Source organism: Flavobacterium xizangense (assembly GCF_054075145.1).
The window spans coordinates 149,176-175,469 of sequence record NZ_JBSIPG010000006.1; the positions used below are offsets into that span (position 1 = coordinate 149,176).

26 protein-coding genes are annotated in these 26,294 nt (G+C 32.7%); 10 read left to right on the top strand and 16 right to left on the bottom strand.

Annotation, left to right across the window (positions count from 1 at the left end):
• A complete protein-coding gene (locus ACWA1B_RS15330) occupies nucleotides 1-351 on the top strand; it encodes an MmcQ/YjbR family DNA-binding protein (protein WP_456908347.1) in 351 nt (116 codons plus the stop codon).
• Between the two features lie 67 nt (nucleotides 352-418).
• Here the strand turns inward: ACWA1B_RS15330 and folK are convergent, their stop codons facing one another.
• Nucleotides 419-1,558: a 2-amino-4-hydroxy-6-hydroxymethyldihydropteridine diphosphokinase gene (gene folK, locus ACWA1B_RS15335; protein ID WP_456908349.1), complete on the bottom strand. Its 1,140-nt coding sequence runs from the start codon at nucleotides 1,556-1,558 to the stop codon at nucleotides 419-421.
• Between the two features lie 169 nt (nucleotides 1,559-1,727).
• On the opposite strand from folK, the gene sppA reads away from it, so the two are divergent.
• From sppA to ACWA1B_RS15350, 3 genes are all read left to right on the top strand, one after another.
• Nucleotides 1,728-3,485: a signal peptide peptidase SppA gene (gene sppA / locus ACWA1B_RS15340; protein WP_456908351.1), complete on the top strand. Its 1,758-nt coding sequence runs from the start codon at nucleotides 1,728-1,730 to the stop codon at nucleotides 3,483-3,485.
• Between the two features lie 15 nt (nucleotides 3,486-3,500).
• Nucleotides 3,501-4,448 (top strand): alpha/beta hydrolase, encoded by a 948-nt coding sequence (locus ACWA1B_RS15345; RefSeq protein WP_456908353.1) that lies wholly within the window; start codon nucleotides 3,501-3,503, stop codon nucleotides 4,446-4,448.
• Between the two features lie 163 nt (nucleotides 4,449-4,611).
• Nucleotides 4,612-7,212 (top strand): AsmA family protein, encoded by a 2,601-nt coding sequence (locus ACWA1B_RS15350; RefSeq protein ID WP_456908355.1) that lies wholly within the window; start codon nucleotides 4,612-4,614, stop codon nucleotides 7,210-7,212.
• A 47-nt stretch (nucleotides 7,213-7,259) separates the two neighbouring features.
• On the opposite strand, the gene ACWA1B_RS15355 is transcribed toward ACWA1B_RS15350, so the two are convergent.
• The gene (locus ACWA1B_RS15355; RefSeq protein ID WP_456908357.1) at nucleotides 7,260-8,342 is read right to left on the bottom strand and encodes a glycosyltransferase family 9 protein; all 1,083 of its coding nucleotides are present in this window, start codon (nucleotides 8,340-8,342) and stop codon (nucleotides 7,260-7,262) included.
• A gap of 261 nt (nucleotides 8,343-8,603) precedes the next feature.
• On the bottom strand, nucleotides 8,604-9,398 hold the full coding sequence (locus ACWA1B_RS15360) for a DUF2797 domain-containing protein (RefSeq protein ID WP_456908359.1): 795 nt from the start codon (nucleotides 9,396-9,398) through the stop codon (nucleotides 8,604-8,606).
• Nucleotides 9,399-9,644: 246 nt separating this feature from the next.
• Between ACWA1B_RS15360 and ACWA1B_RS15365 the strand changes: the two genes are divergently transcribed.
• Both ACWA1B_RS15365 and ACWA1B_RS15370 read left to right on the top strand, forming a co-directional pair.
• Nucleotides 9,645-11,153 carry a GH3 auxin-responsive promoter family protein gene (locus tag ACWA1B_RS15365; protein ID WP_456908361.1) on the top strand — a complete coding sequence of 503 codons (1,509 nt, stop codon included), beginning with the start codon at nucleotides 9,645-9,647 and terminating at the stop codon, nucleotides 11,151-11,153.
• A gap of 283 nt (nucleotides 11,154-11,436) precedes the next feature.
• Nucleotides 11,437-11,721, top strand: a complete 285-nt coding sequence (locus ACWA1B_RS15370) for a PsbP-related protein (RefSeq protein ID WP_456908363.1) — start codon at nucleotides 11,437-11,439, stop codon at nucleotides 11,719-11,721.
• A 441-nt stretch (nucleotides 11,722-12,162) separates the two neighbouring features.
• On the opposite strand, the gene serB is transcribed toward ACWA1B_RS15370, so the two are convergent.
• The 6 genes from serB to ACWA1B_RS15400 form a co-directional block, all read right to left on the bottom strand.
• Complete coding sequence (gene serB / locus ACWA1B_RS15375) at nucleotides 12,163-13,392, bottom strand: phosphoserine phosphatase SerB (protein WP_456908365.1); 1,230 nt, start codon at nucleotides 13,390-13,392, stop codon at nucleotides 12,163-12,165.
• A 157-nt stretch (nucleotides 13,393-13,549) separates the two neighbouring features.
• Complete coding sequence (locus ACWA1B_RS15380; RefSeq protein ID WP_456908367.1) at nucleotides 13,550-13,987, bottom strand: VOC family protein; 438 nt, start codon at nucleotides 13,985-13,987, stop codon at nucleotides 13,550-13,552.
• A gap of 54 nt (nucleotides 13,988-14,041) precedes the next feature.
• A complete protein-coding gene (locus tag ACWA1B_RS15385; protein ID WP_456908369.1) occupies nucleotides 14,042-14,479 on the bottom strand; it encodes an SRPBCC family protein in 438 nt (145 codons plus the stop codon).
• Nucleotides 14,480-14,481: 2 nt separating this feature from the next.
• A complete protein-coding gene (locus tag ACWA1B_RS15390) occupies nucleotides 14,482-14,889 on the bottom strand; it encodes a VOC family protein (protein WP_456908371.1) in 408 nt (135 codons plus the stop codon).
• A gap of 122 nt (nucleotides 14,890-15,011) precedes the next feature.
• Entirely contained in the window at nucleotides 15,012-15,416 is a 405-nt protein-coding gene (locus ACWA1B_RS15395; RefSeq protein ID WP_456908373.1) for an SRPBCC family protein, read from the bottom strand.
• 72 nt (nucleotides 15,417-15,488) lie between these two features.
• Nucleotides 15,489-15,899 carry a VOC family protein gene (locus ACWA1B_RS15400; RefSeq protein ID WP_456908375.1) on the bottom strand — a complete coding sequence of 137 codons (411 nt, stop codon included), beginning with the start codon at nucleotides 15,897-15,899 and terminating at the stop codon, nucleotides 15,489-15,491.
• 141 nt (nucleotides 15,900-16,040) lie between these two features.
• Here ACWA1B_RS15400 and ACWA1B_RS15405 point away from each other — a divergent pair, with 141 nt between their 5' ends.
• Nucleotides 16,041-17,006 carry a GlxA family transcriptional regulator gene (locus tag ACWA1B_RS15405; RefSeq protein WP_456908377.1) on the top strand — a complete coding sequence of 322 codons (966 nt, stop codon included), beginning with the start codon at nucleotides 16,041-16,043 and terminating at the stop codon, nucleotides 17,004-17,006.
• 140 nt (nucleotides 17,007-17,146) lie between these two features.
• Here the strand turns inward: ACWA1B_RS15405 and ACWA1B_RS15410 are convergent, their stop codons facing one another.
• The 7 genes from ACWA1B_RS15410 to ACWA1B_RS15440 all read right to left on the bottom strand — a co-directional run bounded on the left by ACWA1B_RS15410 (nucleotide 17,147) and on the right by ACWA1B_RS15440 (nucleotide 23,675).
• Nucleotides 17,147-17,800, bottom strand: a complete 654-nt coding sequence (locus ACWA1B_RS15410) for a murein L,D-transpeptidase catalytic domain-containing protein (protein WP_456908379.1) — start codon at nucleotides 17,798-17,800, stop codon at nucleotides 17,147-17,149.
• Between the two features lie 123 nt (nucleotides 17,801-17,923).
• Nucleotides 17,924-19,156 carry an ATP-dependent Clp protease ATP-binding subunit ClpX gene (gene clpX, locus ACWA1B_RS15415; protein ID WP_035651600.1) on the bottom strand — a complete coding sequence of 411 codons (1,233 nt, stop codon included), beginning with the start codon at nucleotides 19,154-19,156 and terminating at the stop codon, nucleotides 17,924-17,926.
• Nucleotides 19,157-19,321: 165 nt separating this feature from the next.
• Nucleotides 19,322-19,996, bottom strand: coding sequence for an ATP-dependent Clp endopeptidase proteolytic subunit ClpP (gene clpP / locus ACWA1B_RS15420; protein WP_456908382.1), 675 nt, complete (start codon nucleotides 19,994-19,996; stop codon nucleotides 19,322-19,324).
• Nucleotides 19,997-20,339: 343 nt separating this feature from the next.
• Entirely contained in the window at nucleotides 20,340-21,662 is a 1,323-nt protein-coding gene (locus ACWA1B_RS15425; RefSeq protein ID WP_456908384.1) for a trigger factor, read from the bottom strand.
• Nucleotides 21,663-21,775: 113 nt separating this feature from the next.
• On the bottom strand, nucleotides 21,776-22,120 hold the full coding sequence (locus tag ACWA1B_RS15430) for a phage holin family protein (RefSeq protein ID WP_081909381.1): 345 nt from the start codon (nucleotides 22,118-22,120) through the stop codon (nucleotides 21,776-21,778).
• 53 nt (nucleotides 22,121-22,173) lie between these two features.
• Nucleotides 22,174-22,938: an alpha/beta fold hydrolase gene (locus tag ACWA1B_RS15435; RefSeq protein WP_456908387.1), complete on the bottom strand. Its 765-nt coding sequence runs from the start codon at nucleotides 22,936-22,938 to the stop codon at nucleotides 22,174-22,176.
• A gap of 23 nt (nucleotides 22,939-22,961) precedes the next feature.
• Nucleotides 22,962-23,675 (bottom strand): pyridoxine 5'-phosphate synthase, encoded by a 714-nt coding sequence (locus ACWA1B_RS15440; RefSeq protein ID WP_456908389.1) that lies wholly within the window; start codon nucleotides 23,673-23,675, stop codon nucleotides 22,962-22,964.
• 117 nt (nucleotides 23,676-23,792) lie between these two features.
• Between ACWA1B_RS15440 and ACWA1B_RS15445 the strand changes: the two genes are divergently transcribed.
• The 3 genes from ACWA1B_RS15445 to porG all read left to right on the top strand — a co-directional run bounded on the left by ACWA1B_RS15445 (nucleotide 23,793) and on the right by porG (nucleotide 26,293).
• Nucleotides 23,793-24,452 carry a CBS domain-containing protein gene (locus tag ACWA1B_RS15445; protein ID WP_426486379.1) on the top strand — a complete coding sequence of 220 codons (660 nt, stop codon included), beginning with the start codon at nucleotides 23,793-23,795 and terminating at the stop codon, nucleotides 24,450-24,452.
• Nucleotides 24,453-24,551: 99 nt separating this feature from the next.
• Nucleotides 24,552-25,436 (top strand): NAD kinase, encoded by an 885-nt coding sequence (locus ACWA1B_RS15450; protein ID WP_456908391.1) that lies wholly within the window; start codon nucleotides 24,552-24,554, stop codon nucleotides 25,434-25,436.
• 173 nt (nucleotides 25,437-25,609) lie between these two features.
• On the top strand, nucleotides 25,610-26,293 hold the full coding sequence (gene porG, locus ACWA1B_RS15455; RefSeq protein WP_456908393.1) for a type IX secretion system protein PorG: 684 nt from the start codon (nucleotides 25,610-25,612) through the stop codon (nucleotides 26,291-26,293).
• The last annotated feature ends 1 nt before the right edge of the window (nucleotide 26,294 follow it).

Here is a 26,294-nt window from a genome sequence, read left to right on the forward strand (position 1 = left end):
ATGGATATAGAAACAATTCGCGAAATATGTCAAAAACTGGCTGGAACAACAGAAGACATAAAATGGGATCATGATCTTGTTTTTTCAGTTGGAACTAAAATGTATTGTGTTGTTGGTCTTGACCAAAATCCAACTTCGGCTTCTTTTAAAGTTTTGGATGAAGAGTTTGAAGAAATGAGCAATAAACCGGGATTTAAACCTGCTCCTTATGTTGCCAAATACAAATGGGTTTTGATTGATGATATTTCAAGAATGAAAAAATCAGAATGGGAAAAATACATTCACCAATCGTATCGTCTGGTTAACGAAAAACTATCTGCAAAACTGAGAAAACAACTTGGAATATTATAATTAGATAATGTGTCAATTAGAAAATTAGATAATTCTAAAAAGAGTCGGAGACAAATTTTCTAATTATCTAATTAAAATTCAGTTTCTTCTTAATTTCATTTAATATAAAAAGATAATCCTCATGTTTTTTTACAAAATCACGATCTGAAACATCTATAATCAAAACATTCAAATCGGTTTGTGATTTTATGTAATCCAAATATCCTGTATTGATTTTCTCCAAATAACTAGCTTCTATATTTTGTTCATAGCTGCGGCCGCGTTTCTTAATATTTTGAAGCAAGCGTTCTGTGTTTTGATACAAATAAATATACAAATCGGGTTTTGGCATTTCTTTGTAGATAATATCGAACAGATTTCTGTACAAACGATATTCATCTTCTCCAAGTGTAATTTTGGAAAAAATCAGTGATTTAAAGATATGATAATCGGCTACAATAAAATCTTTAAACAAATCAAATTGTTTCAAATCATCGGCTAATTGCTGATAACGATCGGCCAAAAAAGACATTTCTAACGGAAAAGCATATCGGTTTTGGTCTTTATAAAATTTAGGCAAAAACGGATTATCAGCGAAACCTTCCAATATAGTTTTAGCATTAAAATCTTCAGCAATTTTATAAACCAATGTTGTTTTACCGGCACCAATATTTCCTTCAAAAGCAATATAATTGAATTTTTCCAATGCAATTTCCTGCAACGGACTTTTCAAGTTTTGAACGGCTGTACAAATGCTATCGTCTGGAGAAATTGCAATTAATTCTGAAATAGTTTTCTGAAAAATTGGATGTTTCCAATCTAACTTTAAATCCTGAACCGGCAATAACACAAAATTTCTGTTTTGCATCAGCGGATGCGGAATCTGCAATTTTTCAGTTTCTATAATTTCATCATCAAAAGCAATTAAATCAACGTCGATAATTCGGGATTGATATCCCTCTTGATTGGATCTGATTCTTCCTAATTGTTTTTCAACTTTTAAAACCTGATTTAATATTTTTTGCGCCGATGAAGTACTGTGCAAGAGAAGCGCACAATTATAAAAAGCATCACTTTCAAATCCCCAGGCAGGAGTTTCATATAGCTTTGAAACCCTGATAACAGTTCCTACTTCCTGATGTATTAAGGCAATACAACTTTCAATATTTGCTAATCTGTTTCCCTGATTGCTTCCTATAGATAAAACGACTTGATGCTGTGACTTCATAATTAATGCAAAGTAACTAAAACTATTTTAGAATTGAATACATTATTTAGTTGGTTTAAAAAATGTAGAATCAACAAATATTTAATAAATCGTATAACGGAGTTAATTCGTATTTAGATATATTTGTAACGAAGCAGTCTTTTTTGCTACTTATTAAAAAAATATACTTATGAAATTTTTAGGAAATGTAATTGCCACTGTAATTGGTATTTTTGTATTTATCATGTTATTCTTTTTCGGAGTAATCCTTATTGGGGCTATTTTTGGAGGAGATGATGCGGTTTCCGTAAAAAGCGATTCGGTTATCGAACTGAATTTAAAAGATATTAAAAATGACTATGCCGGAAAGTATAAGGATCCTTGGGTAACAGTTTTTTCAGAACAAAAAGGAATCGGAATCTCTGACGTTATCAACGCTATTGAAGCTGCAAAAACAGATGATAAAATTAAAGGAATTTCTATTTTAAACGATGAATCTTCGCTTGGTCTTGCTCAATACAAAGACCTAAGAAATGCTCTTGAAAGCTTTAAAAAATCAGGGAAATTTGTTTGGGCTTACGCCAATACTTATTCTCAAAAAGAATACTATTTGAATTCTGTAGCCAATACTGTTTATATAAATCCTGCTGGCGATTTAGATTTCAAAGGCCTTTCGTCTGAAGTAATGTTTTTTAAAGATTTTCAGGACAAATCTGGAATTCATATGGAAGTTATTCGTCACGGAAAATATAAAAGTGCGGTAGAACCATTTTTAGAAAATAAAATGAGCGATGCCAACAGAGAACAAGTTACTGCTTTATTAAATTCTATTTGGGCGACAGTTTCTGCTGACATTTCAAAAAGCCGAAATATTCCGCTTCCAAGATTAAACGAAATTGCAAATGGTTTGCTTGCAAGAACTCCAGAATTGGCAAAAGCAAATGGTTTAGTTGATATTATAGCTTATGAAGATGTTTATCACAACGCGATCAAAAAACAGTTAAAAGTAACTGGCGATGATGATTACAATAAAATATCAATTGAAGATTATACGCAAAACAATGTAACAACAGCGCTAACCAATACAGCAACTGACGAAATCGCCATTATTTACGCTCAAGGCGAAATTGAAAGCGGCGAAGGTGATGTTACCGTTATTGGAGAAGGTTCAATGCGACGTGCACTTCAGGAAGCCAGAAAAAATGATGACGTAAAAGCAATTGTTTTAAGAATTGACAGCCCGGGAGGAAGCGCTTTAACTTCAGATTTAATTTGGAGAGAAATTGAAGTAACTAAAAAAGTGAAACCTGTTGTGGTTTCTATGGGGAATTACGCAGCTTCTGGCGGTTATTATATTGCCTGCAACGCTGATAAAATTTTCGCAGAAAGCAACACAATTACAGGTTCTATCGGGGTTTTTGGAATATTGCCAAATTTCAGTCCGTTAGCTAATAAATTAGGAATTAATACAGAACAGGTAAAAACACACGAAAACTCAGCAAATTATAGTCCGTTTGTTCCTGTTGACGAGAAATTCAAAGCTTTTACTTTAGAAGGTGTTGAACATATTTACAAAACTTTTGTAACGCATGTTGCCGAAGGACGAAAAATGACTTTTGCTCAAGTTGATGCTATTGCTCAGGGAAGAGTATGGTCTGGAAGTCAAGCTTTGAAAATTGGTTTAGTAGATAAAATCGGTGGTTTGAATGATGCGATAGCTGAAGCTGCGAAAATGGCTAAAATAAAAACATACAGCACTCAAAATTATCCAGAATATGAAAAAACATTTGGTGATATTTTATCAAAAATGCCTTTTGCGAAGTCCAAAGAAGCCTTCATTAAAGAAGAAATTGGAGAAGAAAATTATCTGATGATTGAACAGATTAAAAAACTTCAAAAACAAAAAGGAGTTCAGGCGATGATGCCTTTTGGAATTAATATTAAGTAATTCAAATCTTAAAAAATGAAAAAGATATTTTTGTTTTTGAGCGTTTTATTTCTTTCTGCAACAAATGCGCAAAACGCAAAGCAAGGCACTTTTAAAGAAACCAATGTAACTTTAAAAATCAATATCGACCAGCTTTACGGGACATTGACCATTCCTGATGTCGCCAAAAAATGTCCTGTTGCTTTAATCATTGCAGGTTCAGGACCAACGGATCGAAACGGGAATAATCCGATGATGAAAAACAATTCGCTGAAAATGCTGGCGGAAGCTTTAGCAAAAAACGGAATTGCATCTTTACGATATGACAAAAGAGGAATTGGCGAAAGCAAAGCTTCAGCTGTATCAGAATCAACTTTAGTTTTTGAAAATTATACCGAAGATGCCAAAAGCTGGATTAATTTTTTAAAACAAGACAAACGCTTTTCTCAATTAATTGTAATTGGACATAGCGAAGGATCATTAATTGGAATGATAGCCGGAGCAAAAGCAAATAAATTCATTTCGATTGCCGGTGCCGGCGAATCTGCCGACAAATTATTGAAAGAACAAATTTCTTCAAAATCAAATAAACAAATTGAAGACATGACTTTCCCAATTATTGACAGTTTAAAAAACGGTAATAAAGTAAACAAAGTTGATCCTCTTTTAAATTCGCTTTTCAGACCAGGCATTCAGCCTTATCTGATTTCGTGGTTTAAATACGATCCGCAGACAGAAATAAAAAAGTTAACGGTTCCTGTTTTAATCATTCAGGGAAATAAAGATTTGCAGGTAAATGTTGCAGATGCTGAAAGTTTATCAAAAGCAAGCAAAAATGCTGAATTGGCAATTGTTGACAAAATGAACCACATTTTAAAAATTATTGACGGCGACAATAAAGCCAATTTTGAAAGTTACAACAATGAAAACCTTCCTATTTCGGAGGAATTAACTAATAAAATTGTATCGTTCATCAAAAAATAAAACAACGTTAAAAAGCAAATCCGTTTGAATGTATCAAGCGGATTTTTTATTTCTGTAAAAATAATCCATTTCTTACTTTTTAAGAAAACTTTATCTTCACCCTTTGGCAAAAAAAACTATTTTTGCAATATCCGATTTTAAGTAAACCCTCAAATCTATAAATATGTTTAAGAAAATTTTAAAAGTAACCGCCATTGTAATTGTGGTTTTTGTGGCCGCCCTATTCGCCATTCCTTACTTCTTTAAAGACCAAATCAAAGCAAAGATTTCTGAAGCAATTAATGAAAGTGTCGATGCTAAGGTAAGTTTTGCAGATGCCGATTTAAGTTTGTTCCGAAACTTTCCAAACGCCGCAGTCGGGATTGAAAAACTGGTGATAATCAACAAAGCTCCTTTTGAAGGTGATACTTTGGTTTCATTAGGACAATTAAACTTGAAAATGAGTATTAAAGAGCTTTTTAAAGGAAAAGATGAGCCTTTAAACATTCAGGGAATTACATCTGAAAATGGTTTGATTAATATTATTTTCAATAAAGATGGTGTTGGAAACTTCGATATTGCTTTAAAAGACAAAAAAGAAGAAACCAAAGATGAGAATAGCAAACCGCTTTCTTTAAAAATACAGAATTACAAAATTGAAAATTTTACGTTCCGATATATCGATCAGGGATCTAAAATCAAAATGGTAATTGACAGCCTAAACCACGAAGGAACAGGAGATTTTACCAACTCAAAATTAGATTTAACTACAAAATCTACTGCAAAAGTATCTTTGGATATGGATAAAGTAAATTACATGAAAAATGTAAAATTGACTTTAGATGCTGTTTTAGGAATTGACCTTGATAAAAGCAAATATACTTTTAAAGAAAATAAAGCTTTAATTAATCAATTGCCGTTAGAGTTTGACGGATTCATTCAGATGACTGATAAAGCGCAGATTTATGATTTAAAATTCAAGACTCCAACATCTTCATTTACAAACTTCTTAGGTCTAATTCCGTCAGCTTATGCAGCTGGTTTAGATGGTGTAAAAACAACTGGAGATTTTACCGTTTCAGGTTTTGCAAAAGGAGAATTAACAGATACGACAGTACCAAAATTCAATATTGCAATTGCATCAAACAACGGTTCATTTCAGTATCCGAACTTGCCAAAATCAGTTCAAAATATCGTAATTGATACAAAAATCATCAACGAAACAGGAATTCTAAATGATACCTACGTCAACTTAGACAAACTGACTTTCAGGATTGATCAGGACGTTTTCAGCGCTAAAGCAAGTATCAAAAATATTACGGTAAATCCAATTGTTGATGCCGCTTTAAAAGGAACAATCAATTTGGCCAATCTTTCAAAAGCATATCCAATTAAAATGGATAAACCGCTTGCAGGTATTTTAAAAGCTGATGTTACTACAAATTTTGATATGGCTTCTGTAGAAAAAAGTCAATATCAAAACATTAAAAATGCAGGAACGATGAGTTTGTCAGGATTTAAATATACGGATGAAAACAATAAATCGATGAACATCAGCATTGCGCAGGTCGAGTTCAATCCGAGTAAAATCAACCTAAAACAGTTCAATGCTACAACAGGAAAAAGTGACATTGCCATCAACGGAATTTTAGAAAACTTCTATGGTTTCATGTTTAAAAAACAGGAATTAAGAGGAAACTTCAATATGAGTTCAAATCAATTGGCTGTTGATGATTTTATGACGGCTGGCGAACCTGCAAAAGAAGAAACAAAAACAGCTGCAAAACCAGCTGAGGCAATGAAAATTCCTGCTTTCTTAAACTGTACATTAAACGCAAAAGCAAATACTGTTTTATATGATAACTTAAAACTAAAAGATGTTTCTGGAAAACTGATCATTAAAGATGAAAAAGCACTTTTAGAGAACTTTAAAACATCGATTTTTGGAGGAACAATTGGTTTGACCGGAGCGGTTTCTACAAAAGAAAAAGTACCAACTTTTGATATGAATTTAGGTTTTAACCAAGTTGATATTGCGCAGACTTTTACGCAATTAGATATGATGAAAAAAATTGCACCTATAGCAGGAATCATCAACGGTAAATTGAATTCTACTATCAAATTGAATGGAAATCTGGATGCTAATGAATTGACTCCGGATCTAAAATCAATTTCGGGAGATTTGCTTGGACAATTGCTTTCGACAACTGTAAATGCTAAAAATTCAACTTTACTTAATGCACTTGGTTCAAACATTAAATTTATTGATATGAACAAAGTGAATTTAAATGATATTAAAGCTGCTTTAACTTTTGATAACGGTAAAGTAAATGTAAAACCTTTCGACATTAAATATCAAGATATTAAAGTTACAGTTGGCGGAACTCACGGTTTTGACCAAACAATGAACTACAACTTGAAATTTGACGTTCCGGCTAAATATTTAGGAAGCGAAGCAAATGCTTTCATTGCAAAAATGTCACCTGCTGATGCTGCAAAACTGGAAAATATTCCAATTAATGCCTTGATCACTGGTAATTTTTCTAGCCCAAAAATCAGCACTGATATGAAAACGGCTGTTAGCAGTTTAGCGACTCAGGTTGCAAATCAGCAAAAAGAGAAATTAACACAAAAAGGTACTGCTGCTTTAACTGATTTGATTAATAAAAACACAAAAGCAAAAGATACTACGCAAGCTGCAAAAACAGAAAAAGAACAAAAAACTCAGGAAGTAACCAAAAAAGCAAGCGACCTGCTTAATGGATTATTTAAGAAAAAGAATTAAATTAAAAAAAGGCATCCGAATGGATGCCTTTTTTTATTGTTTTAACTTTATATTGCTTTTGAATAGGTATTTAGTCTACCGTTATTCAAAATCGAATTTATAGTTTTGATATATTCTCTTTTTGTATAAGTATTGATATCTATTGCGATGCTGCAATTATCGTATGGTTCATATTTTTTAATGTTTGCGCCCGAAAACAATCCTATAGTTGGAGTCTGAACTGAACTTGACAAATGCATAATACCACTATCAGCACCAATAAATAAATCTCCATTTGCAATCACAGATCCTATCTCCCGAATATCTTTACTATAAAATGTTGGCGCTTTAAATCCAATTTGTGAAACATTTTCGACAGGCAAAATTTCAACGATATTGTAATCTTTATATTCTGTTGTTATTTGTTTATAGAACTTCCCCCACCAATCTTCGGAAAGACATTTTGCTCCGGTCGCATATGTGAAAATGAAGATTGTTCTTTTATCATTGTTTACCAATTCATTTAAAATCTTTCTTCCATTGGCGATTTCAGAAGCCGACAATTTTAAATCTAAAGGAGCAATTATTTTATTGCTGTTTGTAAACAATCTCAATTTTGTTAAATAATGTCGGAAATTATAAACCGGATATTTTGCAATATGCTCAAAATCCTTTTTTTTCTGATCCTGTTCATCTATTGCATCTCCAAAGAATTTATATTTTGCATTCGAAAACTGAACCGCCAATCTTCCTGATGAAGAGTTTTGATCAACATTAATTACCATATCATAGGATTCATTTTTTATTGAAATCCAAACCTTTAAATACTGAAACAAGCTTTTAAAAGGTTTTTTAGGCAAGTGAATTGTTTTATTGACAACAGGATAATTTTCAAAAATAATGGGTGCTAATGTGCCTTTTACAAACAAATCGATTTTACAATTTGGAAACGTTTCTGCAACTTCCTGAACGAGAGGTGTGATCAATAAAAGATTGCCTAACCTTCCGTTGGGTCTACAAATTAGAACTTTTTTAATTTCAGCTTTATCAACCAAAATAAAATCATCCTGCATCTTTGGTTTCCCAATGTTCTTAGTCAAATTGCGCATTATATTGCGTCTGTAAACATTTACTTTGCTTAAAACACTCATCTATCAAATAATTTACGAATTATTAAATCTAAATCTAATTTTAGTAGTAAAACCTGAAATGATTATGACTCAAATCTAAGGTCTTTTACTTTTTAAAATTAAATTCTTCCAATAAGCATTTGTTACAAAATTGTAACCAAATGTACCAACATTCACATATTTGTGTTCTTGGAAATCGACTTAAAATTACAGCAAATTATTTAATTATCAACAACTTAATATACTATTAAGCAAAAAACAATCGACGATTGAGGGAATTTTCTAGACGTTTATTGTGACAACATAACCTTCGGAACCGCGAATATTAAAAACCGTTCCGTTCTCAAATAATAAATATTGTCCTTTAATTCCAACTAGTTTTCCTTGAAAAGAAGGTGTTTTATCTAAATTCAAACTATTGATTTTTGCAGGATAATTTAGTACAGGATAATTTAATTCGTAAAGATCATTTTTTTGGCTGTAGAAATAATCTTTTGCTTCAACTGGAATTAAGTTCTCCACTTTTGCTTTCTCAACGATAAGATCACATGTTTCTGATGTAGCTTGAAGCATTTTTCTCCAGTTTGTTTTATCTGTATAATGATCTTTTAGAGCGACTTCGGTAATTCCGGCTAAATAACGATTTGGAACCTCAACGATAGAAATAGCCTGAGTTGCGCCCTGATCGATCCATCTTGTCGGAACTTGAGATTTTCTCGTAACGCCTACTTTTACTTCTGTTGAAAAAGCCAGATATACAACGTGAGGCTGAAGCTGCGCTTTTGATTCAAATTCTAAATCACGATCTGCAATTCCTAAATGAGCAGTACTCAATTCAGGTCTCATAATCCAATCACCAGCCGCTGCGCTTGAATAAAAACAATCATAACAAAAACCTTGTCTGTATATTTTTTTCTTTTTTCCGCAATTTAAACATTGAAAACCCACAAAATTTATTTCAATATCTTTATTTAATAATTGATTCATACTTAAGAAACTATCTTCGAAAACCAAATAATATTGAATTGGATTTCCAATTTCAGTTTGCATTTTTGTAAGTACGCCTTGATAAGTCATTGTATTTTAGATTGCTGATTTTAGATTTTAGATTTGCTTCTTTGAGTTCAGAATTTAATTTCTAATTCAATTTAATTAGAATCTTTACTCAAAATAGAATGGTTTTTTTTACAAAAAAATACTATTTTTGATAATATGACAAAGTTAGTGTTTGTCTATTGATATTCAAATTTTAAATTTCTTGATTTTGCGCAAAACGTTAAATCTAAAATCTAAAATCATCAATCTAAAATCTAAAATTCACTCATGCCTGTATCAATCATAAATTCTTTCGCATCTTGGGTCCTTAAACAAAGGATACACCAAATCGAACTTTTTCTAAAATATCCGAATGAAGTTCAGGAAGAGCTATTGCATAATTTATTGACGGCTTCAGAAAATACTGTTGTGGGGAAAAAATATGATTTTGCATCGATAAATTCATACAAGACTTTTAGCGAAAGAGTTCCCATTTCGACGTATGAAGAATTACAGCCTTTAATTGAGCGCACGCGTCAAGGCGAGCAAGGCGTTTTTTGGGAAACACCAATAAAATGGTTTGCAAAATCAAGTGGTACCACAAATGCCAAAAGCAAATTCATTCCGGTAAGTAACGAGGCTCTTGAAGATTGTCATTATAAAGGAAGCAAAGATTTGCTCTGTTTGTATTTGAATAATAATGAAGATTCTGAATTGTTTTTAGGAAAAAGTCTTCGCTTGGGCGGAAGTTCTCAAATTTACGAAAACAATAATACTTTCTTTGGCGATTTATCAGCAATTTTGATCGAAAACATGCCTATTTGGGCTGAATTCAGCAGTACGCCAAGCAGCAAAACTTCGCTTATGAGCGAATGGGAAAGCAAAATTGCAGCAATTATAAATGAAACCAAAAACGAAAATGTAACTAGTTTTGCAGGAGTTCCGTCCTGGATGCTGGTTTTAATGAATAAAGTTTTAGAAAATACTGGCAATCAAAATTTGCTTGAACTTTGGCCAAATCTTGAAGTTTACTTTCATGGAGGCGTAAGTTTTTCTCCTTATAAAGAACAATACAAGAAAATCTTGCCTAGTTCTGATTTTAAATACTACGAAATTTACAATGCTTCCGAAGGCTTTTTTGCTATTCAGGACTTGAATTATTCTAGCGATTTATTACTGATGCTGGATTACGGAATTTTCTATGAATTTATTCCAATGGACACTTTTGGAACTCTCAACCAAAAAGTAGTACGTTTAGCAGATGTTGAACTCAATAAAAACTATGCAATTGTTATTACTACCAATTCTGGTTTGTGGCGTTACTTAATTGGCGACACCGTTCGATTTACATCATTAAATCCATACCGAATTCGAGTTACCGGAAGAACCAAGCATCATATTAATGTTTTTGGCGAAGAATTAATGGTCGAAAATACAGATCAGGCGATTGCTAAAGCCTGTCAAATAACCCAAACTGAAGTTATCGATTATACGGTTGCTCCTATTTTTATGCACGATAAAGAAAAAGGTGCGCACGAATGGATGATTGAATTCAAGAAAAAACCGGCTGATGTTGGTCTTTTCCAAAAAGTGCTCGACGAAACCTTACAGACTTTAAATTCTGACTACGAAGCGAAACGCTACAACAATATGACTTTAAATCCTTTGGTGATAAATGTTGCGCGTGAAAACTTGTTTTATGATTGGTTGAAAGAACGTGATAAATTAGGTGGGCAACATAAGATTCCTAGACTTTCAAATCAGAGGGATTATTTGGAGCAGTTGAAGGAGATGTAGATTCTCTGTCATTACTTAAATTATAATAATCGTAAATCAAAAAAACTGTTTCATGAAATTTAAATTGTTATTGTTATCACTTATCATTTTTCAATTTATTAATTCTCAATCGAAATCAACAAATAATTTGAAAGAAATAAATAGAAATGGCTATAAGATTTTTTATAGTCCTGATTTAAGATTAGATGAAAGTGGAAAAAACGGAACAGAATTTTAATTATTTATTCAAAAAGAAAATCAGGAAGACAATTTCGCAGAGAATATAAACTTAATGATTCAAAATTTGGAAACTTTAAATATTGACTTAAATAAGTTTGTAGAAATATCTGAAAAACAAATTAATACTTATGGTAAACTAATTGAAAGCAAACGAAATAAAATTGGTCAAAATGAATTTCATCTATTTCTTTATGAAGCAAAAATGAATGGCTTTGAATTAAAATTTTTGCAATATGATTTTGTAAAAAATAATAAAGCATATATTTTGACTTATACGGGTAAAAAAGATGATTTTGAAAAGTTCAAAAACCAAATGGAAAAAATCATGCAGAGTTTCAAACTAATATAATTTATTCGAACGGCTTCTTTTTCTACAACAATTTCATTTTCATAAAACATTTATCAAAAATTACTCTTTCTTTTAAAAACACATAATTCCACTAGACTCGCATGAGGGATAGAAGTGGAAATCCTTTTGTGTCTCGTTTCTTTAACGAGACACAAAAGATTGAAACGGATAGCCCGACCCGGAGGGGCATGCCATTATTAAGATTCTGAGACTCTAAGTTGCTAAGCTTTTCTCAATATTGTCATTTCGACGAAGGAGAAATCTTCGTGAGAAACTCAACAAAGATTGGATCATCTTTACGGAGCTACTTGCGAAGATTTCTCCTTCGTCGAAATGACAAAAATGAACTGAATTTTGTCTTTATTTCGATTGTCAGGCTGAGCGAAGTCGAATCCCTTTTCAACAATAAAGCCTTCGACTTCGCTCAGGGTGACAATTGTATTACATCATATCAATATATCGATCGTGATATCCTAAAAGATACAAAACACCGTCAAGTCCTAAACTTGAAATTGACGTTGAAGCGCTTTCTTTAACTTTTGGTTTTGCGTGAAAAGCGATTCCGAGGCCGGCTAAGTTTAGCATTGGCAAATCATTTGCTCCGTCTCCAACTGCGATGGTTTGATTGATGTGAATTCCCTCTTTTTCGGCGATTGCTTTTAGTAATTCGGCTTTCTTTTCTCCGTTTATAATATCACCTAAATATTTACCGGTTAATTTACCGTCTTTAATTTCCAGTTGATTGGCATGAACGTAGTCGATTCCTAATTCTTTTTGCAGATAATCTCCAAAATAAGTGAAACCTCCCGAAAGAATTGCAGTTTTATATCCGTAATACTTAAGCGCTTTCATCAAACGATGTGCCCCTTGGGTAATTGGTAAATTGATGGCAACATTTTGTAAAACTTCTTCGCTCAAACCTTCCAGTAAAGCCATTCGTTGTTTGAAACTTTCGTTGAAATCAATTTCACCATTCATCGCCGACTCAGTAATTGCACGTACCTGATCGCCTACTCCATTTAATTCTGCCAATTCGTCAATAACTTCAGTTTGAATTAAAGTCGAATCCATATCGAAACAAACCAAACGACGGTTTCTTCTGTAAATATTATCTTCCTGGAACGAAATATCGACGTTTAATGTTCTTGAAATCTCCATAAAACTTGCCGTCATGACAATTTTATTTACAATTTCGCCCGTAACCGATAATTGAATACAAGAACGCGGATATTCTTCTTTTTCAACAATTGAAGTTCTTCCTGTTAATCGTATAATTGAATCAATATTCAGATTTTGATCTGACATAATTTTAGTCACTGCAGCCAATTGAGAAGCAGCCAGTTTTTCGCCTAAAATATTGATTATATAACGTTGTTTTGATTGTGATTTTACCCATGTTTCGTAGTCTTCGATAGAAATTGGAATAAATTTCACTTTAATTTCTAATTCGTAAGCCTTGAACAATAAGTCTTTTAAAACGGGCGCTGAAGATGAACCTGCAGCAATTTCAAACAAAATTCCTAAAGAAAGTGTATCGTGAATATCGGCTTGACCGATATCTAAAATATTAGCATCATAAGTCGCCAATACAGCTGTTAAACCAGCTGTCACTCCTATTTTATCGTGTCCTGAAACTTTTAATAAAATAATTTCTTTATCCTCTATTGCCATTTTTTCTTTATTGATTTTGAAGCGACAAAAATCGGCAATCTATTGGTGATAAAAAAGAATAATCTTTGTTTTTTTTGCAAACAAAAAGCGCATATACATGCGCTTTTTCAAGTAATTTAACAATTATGTTCCGCTTTTAGAATAACATAACTTATTGTTATTTAGCTGGCTGATTTTCGTCAAAGTTTACCATCCAGTTGATTCCAAACTTATCTTTGAACATTCCGAAATAAGCACCCCAAAATGTTTTATTCATAGGCATTTCTACTTTTCCGCCTGCTGAAAGTCCGTTAAAAATTCGATCTGCTTCTTCAGTACTTTCAGTATTAATCGAAATTGAGAAATTTTCTCCAAAAGGCAAATCGCCAAATCGTGTCGAACTGTCGCTTCCCATTAAAATAGTATCGCCAATTGGCAATGAAACGTGCATAATTCTTTCAGCATCTGCTTCAGAAACTTCGTCACAGCCTTCTTCTTTAGGCATGTCTTTAAATTTTCCGATGTATGGAAATTCACCTCCAAAAACGGATTTGTAAAATAGAAATGCTTCTTCGCAATTTCCATTAAATAATAAATAAGGGTTTACTGCTGCCATGATTTTTTTTATTTATTGTTGATTGTTAATTATTTTTTTTTGATTCTTTCTATTCTATTTCTCTGCTAATTCTTTTACTTTCTCTAAACCTTTTGGAAAAGCTTCTTTAAAATAATCAATATACTTTTCGACAACATCAACTTGGGCTGTCAAATCAGTAAATTCATTATCTGATGCTAGTCTATAGGTTTCCATTGCTCCGCTCCATTTTTTAGTCTCTTCGTCAAGAGGCAATTCTTTAAAATCTTTGATCTCTCCGATATGTTTGAAGGCCATATATTCATTTGGAATTTTAGTTTCAATAATGCTGTTCATTCCTTCGCCATTTGGTGACATAAAATGTATTTTGTCGCCTTCATTCCAATCACTTATTGCATACGAACCTTCGCAAAAAGCGCCCGTCCATTCTCTATAAGTGGCATCGTTCCATAAAATCTCCCAAACTTTTGGAGAAGGAGCTTTAATTCTAATTTTAAATTCCAATTTTTCCATAACTACGATAGTTTACTAAAATCCATAAACAAAACATTCCAGCGATGTCCGTCTAAATCTGCAAATCCACAGCCATACATCCAGCCCTGGCTTTCTGCTGGTTCTGCAAAAACAGTTCCTCCGGCCTCAGTCACTTTCTTGGCTAATTCGTCAACTTCTTCTCTGCTTTCTGCATCAATTGAAATCAGAACCTCAGAACTTGATTTTGTATCTGTAATAGCATTTTGCGAAAAACTTGAAAAAAGCATTTCTTCAAAAAGCATTACCACAAAATGTCCTTCACCAACCACCATACAAGTAGAACTTGGCGTATCATGCTGTTCATTGAACGAAAAACCTATTTTCCAGAAAAAATCTTTCGCTTTTGCAATATTCGTAACCGGCAAATTCAACCATATTTGTTTTGTCATTTTTTGATTTTTTTTGTTAAACAATTTATTTTAAACCATATAAGTTATGTAAGTCAATTTAGGTTTAATCTGTATTATAATCTTTGAACCTCTGCACCTTTGAGACTTTGCATCTAAAAAAACTAATTATTCTCTATATAATTTTTAAAATTATCTAAAATCGCCTGCCAGCCTGCGCGCTGCATTTCTTCAGGATTTACTGTTTCCGGATCAAAACTTTCAACGATTTCAACACCTTCTGTCGTTTGAGTAAAAGTAATTTCAACTTTTCTTCCGTCAGCCATAACATACGAAAGCGCTTCATTTGGTTTCACCAAAGTAAATTCACCTTCAAAATCAAAGCTCATGCTTCCGTCTTTTGCCGCCATTGTTGATTTGAATTTTCCTCCTTCTCTCACATCAGCTTCTGCGTAAGGCGTATGCCAGTCTGGAGAAGCAAAACTCCATTTTGTAATATGTTCCGGCGTATTCCAAAACTTCCAAACTTTTTCTGCAGATGCATTAACCGTGCTTTTTATTGTTATCATTATATATTAAATTTAGTTTTAAAATTTTTCTGTATATTTTTTAAAGTTATCATTATTGTTCAATTAAATTGATTACATCTCATTTGGTATTTTGCTTTCATCCATATAGAAAACTTCCCAATGATGTCCGTCAACATCAAGAAAAGTTCTTTGATACATCCATCCGTAATCTTTTGCAGGAATATAATCTACTCCACCAGCTTTAATCGCTTTTTCTATCATTTCATCAACTTGTTCACGAGAATCCAAAGAAATTGAGATAAGAACTTCACTAGTTGTAGCCGTATCGCAAATTTGCTTTTTAGTAAACGTTTTATAAAACTCTTCGACCAAAATCATTACATTAATATTTTCATCAATAACAATGCAAGCTCCCTTTTCATTTGTGAATTGTGAATTGACTGAAAAGCCAATTTCAGTAAAAAAAGAAATCGCCTTATTTAAATCTTTTACCGCAAGATTTAAGAATATCTTTGTTTTCATCTTTATAAAATTACAAATTAATAAAAACAAATTTAAAATTTTAGGATTAACTTAAAGTTACATAAAAAGTCATTTTTAGGGTCATTTAAGACAAATTACTTACTTTTGTAAGAATGCTAATCTTTCAAAAAGAAAAACATCATGAGCAAAAAAACAGGTTTAATAGTGCCCCACGACTATAAATTGTTGAGCATAGCAGCGATATTAGAAGTTTTTGAAACAGCCAATAAATTGAGTAAAGAACATGAAAAACCTTTTGAAATTATGGTTTTTCAATCGGCTAAGCAAATTACTCAAGAACAATTATTTGGCTATAAAGTTCATACTATTGAAAATTCAGATATTGCTCTAGATTTGATTTTGATTCCGGCTTTTACCACAGATAATATGAGCGAAATGATTGCAAAGAATAAAGATTTTATTCCGTGGCTAAAAAAACAACATCAAAACGGAGCCGAATTAGCCAGTTTTTGTACCGGTGCTTTTTTGTTTGCTGCTTCAGGATTATTGAATGAAAAATTAGCAACTACGCATGTTGACGCTTGCAGTGCTTTCACAAAAGCTTTTCCGTTAGTAAAATTAAAACCTGAAGAAACTTTAACTGCCGATGGAAGTTTATATACCAGTGGCGGCTCAACCTCAACATTTCATTTATTGATTCTTTTGGTTCAGAAATATTGTGGAAATGAAATTGCAGTTCAGATTGCCAAAATTTTCTCAATTGACTTAAATCGATACAAACAAAGTTATTTTAGCACTTTTAGACCAAATCATTTGCACAACGATACTTTGGTCGCGATGTTGCAGCAAAAAATCGAAAGCCAATACCATTCAATTGAAAAACTGGAAGAAATCACCAAAGATATTCCAACCAGCGCTCGCAATATGACACGCAGATTCAAGCAAGTAACCGGAATTCCCCCAATTGAATATCTGCAAAATATTAGAGTCGAAAGCTCAAAAAAATATTTGGAACAAACACAGCTTTCAATTTCAGAAATTATCGAAAAAACGGGTTATAACGATCCAAAAGCATTCCGAAAAGTGTTTTATAAAATGGTTGGAATGAAACCTATTGAATACCGAGAGAAATTCAGAGTTCAGTAATTTTTAGGAGCAGAAATATTTCTTTTCAAAAGAAGTTCTGTCCTGCTCTACACTATATCTTTTGCTCTGAACGCCAGAGCAAAAGGATGCCGTTTCGATCAGGGCTAAACGAGAAGTTTCATTTTCATGACATCCGTAAATTAGGATTTAATAATCCACATCAAAACTTTTTTGTTCGTTTTCAAAAGTTCATCGATTTCTTTCATGCTTTCATTTGAAACCGCCGGACAACCCCAGCCTTCAGGAGTTCCTTCTGGATAAACTTCATTTTCAGAAACTGCCTCCCAGGAATGCAAAACGATTGCACGATTTCTCGCATTTGAATTGGTTTTGTCTTTTCCCTGCAAAATGTAATTGACTCTAATTCCCCATTGACTTACGCCTCGATCTAAAATAACATATTTACCGATCGACGAACAATGCGAATCAAATTCATTACTGATCTGTACTTTCTCTTTAGTCGCTGTCGCGCCCCATCTATTATCTCCGCAACCGTGACTAACCATACAAGATTTCACAATTGTATTCTTTTGAAAATCATAAATAAAAAATCTTTTATATCCAGAATGCAATCCCAAATCAATTAAAATAAATTTATCGTTAATTAAATTGTTTCGAAGAGCGTACTCTTTTGCTTCTTTGTAAAATTTACTGTAATCAACTTCGACTCGGGGTTTGGGCTCTCTAATTATTTCAGTTTTATTTTCATTTTTAGAAACCATAATTTCTTTCTTATCCTTTTGATTACAAGATAAAATCAAAACCGAACCAATTACAAAAATCACGTTTTTCATGTCTACAATTTACATAAAATCTCAAACGAAAATCTTGCTTAAAAATTATAAAAAAAACCTGTTCAAATAAATGAACAGGTTTAAAAGAGATTTGCCAAAACTTGACAAAGTTATTTTTATAATTTACGAAGCAATTTCCATACGCTTCAATAAGTTTTTACTTAAAGTATGTTCTGCATATTCTTTGTCGATTGTCAGAGTTGTATCATTAGAACTTGGCAATTCGTACATCGCATCAGTTAAGATAGCTTCACATAACGAACGCAATCCACGAGCGCCTAATTTGTATTCTAAAGCTTTATCAACAATAAAATCCAATGCTTCATCAGTAATACTAAATTCAACATCATCCATTAAAAATAATTTCTGATATTGTTTTACCAATGCATTTTTAGGTTGTGTCAAAATTGCACGCAAAGTTTCTCTGTCTAAAGGATCCATATGCGTCAATACTGGCAAACGACCAATAATCTCCGGAATCAAACCAAAATCTTTAATATCTTTTGGAATAATATATTGCAATAAATTGTTTTTATCAATATTATCGACATTTTTAGAAGTTGAATAACCAACTGCCTGACGATTCAAACGTTTTGAAATAATACGTTCTACTCCGTCAAAAGCACCACCGGCAATAAACAAAATATTTTGAGTATTAACCTCAACAAATTTTTGATCCGGATGTTTACGTCCTCCTTTTGGCGGTACGTTTACAACTGTTCCTTCTAATAATTTCAATAAAGCCTGCTGTACACCTTCACCAGAAACATCACGAGTTATTGATGGATTATCGCTCTTACGGGCAATTTTATCAATTTCGTCAATAAATACGATTCCTCTTTCGGCTTTAGCTACATCATAATCTGCTGCTTGTAGTAAACGTGTCAAAATACTTTCGACATCTTCACCAACATATCCAGCTTCTGTAAGTACAGTCGCATCAACAATTGCCAAAGGAACGTCTAACATTTTTGCGATAGTTTTTGCTACCAATGTTTTTCCAGTTCCGGTTTGACCAACCATAATAATATTACTTTTTTCAATCTCAACTTCATCGTCTAATTGCTGTTGCATTAAACGTTTGTAGTGATTATAAACAGCAACCGACATTACTTTTTTTGTCTGATCCTGACCAATAACATATTGATCCAGAAAAGCTCTGATTTCTTTTGGTTTCTTTAAAATCAAATCCCCAATAAGTTTCGCATTTCCGCTAGACTTTAATTCTTCTAATACAATTCCGTGTGCTTGTTCAATACACTTATCACAAATATGTGCATTAATACCCGCAATTAATAAATTAGTTTCTGGCTTTTTTCTTCCACAAAACGAACATTCTAATACTACTTTTGCCATTCTTTATTTAAGTTACTAAGCTGCAAAGATACTAAGTTTCTAAGCTTTTTAATTAAAACTTTAGAACTTAACTCCTTACAGCTTAATATTTTTTTGTTTAAAGTTCAAAGTTTCAGGTTTCAGGTTCGCCAAAGCAACTTGAAACATGAACCCTAAAACTAATTTTTAGCTTCTTCTTAATACTTCATCAATCATTCCGTATTCTTTTGCTTCATCAGCAATCATCCAGTAATCACGCTCACTGTCTTTATGAACTCTTTCAAAAGATTGTCCTGAATGCTGAGAAATAATATGATACAACTCATCTTTTAATTTCAACATTTCACGCAAGTTGATTTCCATATCTGTTGCAACCCCTTGTGCACCTCCAGATGGCTGGTGAATCATTACTCTTGAGTGTGGCAATGCAGAACGTTTTCCTGCTGCACCGGCACATAATAAAACTGCTCCCATAGAAGCTGCCATTCCTGTGCAAATTGTTGCAACATCGGGTTTTATGAATTGCATTGTATCATAAATTCCTAATCCTGCGTAAACGCTTCCTCCTGGAGAATTTAGATAAATTTGGATATCTTTTGAAGCATCAGCGCTTTCTAAAAATAATAACTGAGCCTGAACGATATTAGCGATTTGGTCATCGATACCTGTTCCTAAAAAGATAATCCTGTCCATCATTAATCTTGAAAAAACATCTAATTGAGAAACGTTCAACTGGCGCTCTTCGATAATATATGGAGTCATGTTTGTTGGGTTCATCGCTGCTATGATTTTGTCATAGTACATTGCGTTTACTCCTTGGTGCTTTGTAGCAAATTTTTTGAATTCTTTACCGTAGTTCATATTTTTAGTTTAAAGTTGAAAAGTGTAAAGTCAGAAAGTGACTTAAACGAATTAAACAAAGTTCATACCTTTTTATAAAGGATGCCAATTTGTCTTCTTTTTAAAGATGCTAAGATTCTAAGGTGCTACCATTCTAAGTTTTTTTTAAAACTAAGAAATGTTATCCACTTGAAACCTAAAACAAAAAAAGAACGTCAACAGAAGAAAAACTTCCATTGACGTTCAAATATAATTATTTTTATCTTTCAGTTTCTGTAATAAAATCTTAATTTTTAAAATCGAGTTAATGAAGTCTGCTTCTTAACTTTAGACTTTACAACTTTAGACTTTTTTCATACTAAATTTATTCTCCGTAAGACGCAGCGATAAATTCTTCGTAAGTAACCTCTTTAGTTGTTGGGTTTGCTTTTTCCTTGAAGATATCTAACATTTTAGCTGCTACAACTTGCTCAGAAAGTCTTTTCACTTCTTCTTGGTTAGATAAAACTCTAGCCACGATTCCTTGAACTTCTTCGTCGGTTGGGTTTGTTTGTCCAAATTGAGCCATTTGTTGTCTGATAGCGTTTGATGTAAACTCTTTCAAGTCTTCAAATGTAATTTGGATATTACTTTGAGCTAATGCTTTTCCTTCGATTAATTGGAAACGTAAACCTTTTTCAGATCTTGCGTATTCAACTTCAGCTTCTTCTGCAGAAAGTTTTTTCTCTCCAACAGTTTGTAACCATTTTTTCAAGAATTCAGCTGGTAAATCAAATTTAGTGTTCTCGATCAAGAAATCCTGAACATCTAATAATAATTTTTGGTCAGCTTGTTGTGCAAATTGAGATTCAGCATCTTCTTTAATTTTAGATTTTAAATCTTCTAAAGAAGCTACTTTTCCTTCACCAAAAAGTTTGTCAAATAATTCTTGGTTTAATTCTGCTAATTCAGCTCCGTTGATTGCTTCGATAGTAAAGTTTACTTCGATATCTAAACCATGAACGTCATCATGAGCTACTTTTAAGTAATCCATTAATTGGTGATCGTCTTCGAATAAACCTTTTGTACTTACTGTAACAACATCTCCAACTTTTTTACCGATGAATTTATCTCCAGCTTTTTTATTGAAAGTAGATACAGAAATTGTAGTTGTATTGTTGATTCCTTTTTCTTCGTTTGTGAAAGTTCCAGTTAAATCTGAATCAGCTTCAACTTTATCTTGAGGAATTGCTTTTCCGAATTGTTTTTGGATACGCTCAACTTGTCCGTCGATTAATTTATCATCAGCAGTAACGATATATTTTACGATATTGTTTTTAGCTTCTAAATCAATTTCGAAGTTTGGCACTAAACCAATTTCGAATTCAAAAGTTAATTCTTCTGCATCCCAGTCAAGGTTTTCGTTTTCTTTAGCAAGAGGAGTTCCTAAAAGGTTTAGTCTTTCAGATTGAATGAAACGCTCTAAAGCCAAGTCAACTACTTTCTTGATTTCTTCTTGTTTAATAGCTTTTCCGTATTGTTTTTCAACAAGATCTCTAGGAACCTGTCCTTTTCTAAATCCTTTCACTTGAGCCAAAGGCAATTTTTCGTTGATTCTTTTTGCTACTTGACCTTTATAATCCATATGAACAACGTTCATAACAATTGTCTCGTTTACAGCGTCTATTGCTACTCTTTTAATATCCATCTTCTTCTTTAATTTACATAATAAAATTGGGTTGCAAAATTATAAAATTTTTGCAACCCAACCAAGTTTTTAATCTATTGTATTTGAAGCAGTTTTAATCTGCTCAATTTGCTTTATTTATCGTCTCCGAGTATCTTATAAGTGATAGATTGCAGAATTGACAAAATAACACTAAAAATTAAGGCAGTCCAGAACGAATCTACAGCAAAACCTCCGACAATTTTAGTACAAGCCAAAATCATTAAAGCATTTATGACCAGCAAAAACAAACCTAGTGTAACCACTGTTACTGGTAACGTTAACACGACTAAAATAGGTTTTATAAAAACATTCAGCAAGCCTAAAACTACCGCAACAATTACAGCTGTTCCAAAACTAGTAACCACAACCCCTGTTAAAAGGTTAGATAATAACAAAACCAAAGCAGCTGTAACAAGAAGTCTGAGTAATAATTTCATAGTTTTTCAGGTTTAAAATTTATTTAAAAATAATAAAATTTTTATCAAAAGCGCTATTCTTTTAAAAACCCCGCTGTAATTTCAAAAAACATTTTAGGATTTTCAGCATGAAGCCAATGTCCTGCATTTGGAATCGTTTCTAATTTTAAATTCGGGAAATGCTGTTTTATCGCATCAATATCTTCATCCTGAATATAGCCAGATTCTCCTCCTCTGATAAATAGTGTCGGTTTATCAAAAACCAGACCTTCCGCCAAAGGCTTTCCAATTGCATCCAGATTATTATTAAAAACTTCCAGATTAAATCGAAACGCTAGTTGTCCAGGTTCTTTCCAATATAAATTCTTTAACAAAAACTGACGCGTCCCAAAATCAGGAACATATCGCGCAACTATTGTTTCGACATCAGCTCTGCTTGGTTTTACTGAAAAATCAACTGCATTCAATCCTGCCAAAATATCCTGATGATGTTGTTTGTAAAATCTCGGACCAATATCTGCTACAATTAACTTATCTACAATTTCGGGATGTGTCGTCGCAAAAAGCATTGCCACTTTTCCTCCCATCGAATGTCCAAGAATATCAATTCTCGTTAAATTATTTGCTTCACAATATTCAAATACATCCTGAACCATCGCTTCATAACTCCATTCATCGGAATGAAAACTGCGCCCGTGATTTCTTAAATCTAAAATATGAACCTGAAATCCCGCTTCTACATATTGTCCTGCGAGTGTTTTCCAATTGTCTGACATTCCCAGAAATCCATGCATTATAACAAATGGTTTTCCTTCGCCTTCTATTTTTGAGTAAAGCATACTTTTATTTTTACTTTGAAGATTTATTTCAACTTATTCAAATACATATTTACAACATTATCTAAACCAAGATAAAGCGCTTCAGAAATTAAAGCATGTCCGATTGACACTTCAAGCAAACCTGGAATATTCTCTTTAAAAAATTTGATATTATCCAAACTCAAATCATGTCCGGCATTGATTCCTAAACCTAATTCTGCTGCTAATTCTGCTGCTTTTGTGTAAGGTTCTATTCCCCTTTTATTTCCTAAATCATATTGATGCGCAAAAGCTTCAGTGTATAATTCAATTCTGTCAGTTCCCGTTTTTTTCGCTCCTTCAATTATTTCTAAAACTGGATCAACAAAAATTGAAGTTCGAATTCCGTTTCGCTGAAATTCCTGAATTACTTCTGTCAAATATTCTTGATTTTTAATTGTATCCCAACCTGCTGACGATGTAATTGCTCCAATAGCATCTGGAACTAAAGTAACCTGATCTGGTTTGCATTCTAAAACCAAATCAATAAAATTATGCTGTGGATTTCCTTCAATATTATATTCAGTTGTAACAATAGCTTTTAAATCGCGTGCATCCTGATAACGAATATGGCGCTCATCCGGACGAGGATGAATGGTGATTCCCTGAGCTCCAAAATTCTGAATATCTGCAGCTACTTTTAATAAATCAGGAACATTCCCGCCACGTGCATTTCTTAAGGTTGCAATTTTATTGATATTTACACTTAACTTTGTCATATAAATAGATAATTAATTCTAGTAACACTATATTTGTAATGACAAAAATACAAAGTAAAACGTCGTAGTTTTTGGTATTTTTTGATTATTTTGCAAGGAAATATCTTCAATTGATTTATGACAGAAATTACAAACTATATCACCAATGATTTCAGAGCGATTGATAGTCAGGAAACGATAGCATCTGTTCAGGACTTTTTTGCTGATGTCGATTTTTCGCATTTTCCGGTTTTAGAAGGCGGAATCTTTATAGGAAGTATTGCCGCTGACGATATTGAAACTTTTGATACGGACAAGAAAGCAATCGACTACAAATATACTTTAGAACGTTTTTTTGCCCGAAAATCAATGATCTGGCTTGACGTTTTAGAGGTTTTTGCTAAAAATCATACCAATACAATTCCAGTATTGGATGAAAACAATGAATATATTGGATACTATGAAATGGAAGATATCATGCGATTCTTTCAGGAAACTCCATTTCTAAAAGAACAAGGAGGTATCATAATTGTTCAAAAAGGTCTTTTGGATTATTCTATGGGTCAAGTAACACAGATTGTGGAAAGTAATAACGGAAAAATCCTAGGCTGTTTTATTTCTGAAGCTGATTTGGAGAATGTTCAAATTACAGTCAAAATCGGCGTTGGACCAATGAATGAAATCATCCAGACTTTCAGACGATATAATTATGAAATCATTTCTGAACATCAGGAAGATGCCTATATCAACAGCCTTAAAGAACGTTCTGATTATTTAGACAAATACCTTAATATATAAATTACGAATGTGCCAATGAGAAAATTAGTTAATTAGACAATTTTTACATTTGCAAATTATCTAATTGACACATTGACAAATTATCTAATTTAAAAAATAATGAAAATAGCCATTTACGGACAATATTATCAAAACAGCACCGAGCCAATTATAAAAGATATTTTCTCGTTTTTTGCTTCAAACAATGTTGAACTCGTTATTGAAGAAAATTTCCTGGAGATGCTTTATGAAAAACAGCTCATAAAAAAAGACTATAAAACATTTTCGTCAAGTACAATTTTAGATAATAGTTTTGAAATGCTGATTAGTATTGGCGGAGATGGAACCGTTTTAAGATCTGCTGCTTTTGTTCGTAATTCAGGCGTACCTTTATTAGGCATAAATGCAGGAAGACTAGGTTTTTTAGCCAAAGTTCAAAAAGAGAATATTGACAGTTTATTGCAATTCGTTATTGATCAAAATTACACGACTTCTGAACGTACTTTATTAGGATTGACTTCTGAGCCTAAAAATGAAGCTTTTGAAGAATTGAATTTCGCCATGAATGAAGTTACTGTCAGCCGTAAAGACACTACTTCGATGATTACTGTAGAAACGTATTTAAACAACGAATACTTAAATTCCTATTGGGCTGACGGCCTAATTATTTCTACGCCAACCGGATCTACAGGCTATTCTTTAAGCTGTGGCGGACCAATATTAACACCAGATGTAAAAAGCCTAGTTATTACGCCAATCGCGCCACATAATTTAACAGCACGCCCTCTTGTGATTCCTGATGACACCGAAATAACATTACGAGTTACAGGAAGAGAAGATCAATATTTAGTTTCTTTAGATTCCAGAATTTCATCTGTAAAGAACGAATCTATCTTAAAAATTAAAAAAACAGATTACAAAATCAAAATGGTAGAGATTCCTGGCGAAACTTTCCTGAAAACCTTGAGAAATAAATTGCTTTGGGGAGAAGACAAAAGAAATTAAGTCTTTTTCTGACGGCTGACTATACGATAATACCACTTTTTCTCGTTCTGCATGTATCGAATCCGCATTAAATGTCTCAAAATCATAATGTAAATTGAAAAAAAAGCACATTTAATCAAAGCAACGTTGATTCGTATCGATAATTATTATATTTGCACGCAATTTTGAATTAAATGAAGAAAATTTTTAATTTATTGTTATGTTTTTTCCCCTTTATTACACTAAATGCTCAGATCAATGAGATTGGTGTTTTTCTAGGTGGAAGCAACTTTGTTGGAGACGTCGGAAGTACGACATATATCAATCCAGACAAACTGGCTTTTGGCGTATTATACAAATGGAATAAAAGTCCACGCCATGCGTATCGCTTTTCTTACACACAATCTACAGTTGCCGGAAACGATGTCGACTCAGATGAGACAGGAAGAAGCAAAAGAGGGTACCGCTTTAGAAACAACATCAAAGAACTTTCAGCCGGTTTAGAATTTAATTTTTTTGATTTCAACCTGCATGATTATCATACAAAATTTACTCCTTATATATATTCAGGTCTAAGTTACTTTTTTTATGATGATTTATATATAAGTGGAGGAGAAACGAGAAAGTACAAAACTTCAAGTTCAATTGCCATTCCGATGACTTTGGGAATAAAATCAAATGTGACACCTCATTTTGTTATAGGGGCAGAAGTTGGTGCTCGCTATACTTTTACTGACAATATTGATGGAAGCAATCCGTCAAGCAGCAATTTTTCGAATTTGCGTTTTGGAAATTTAAATAATAACGATTGGTATGTCTTTTCTGGAATTACATTAACGTATACCTTTGGACAAAAACCGTGCTATTGCGCAGAATAAT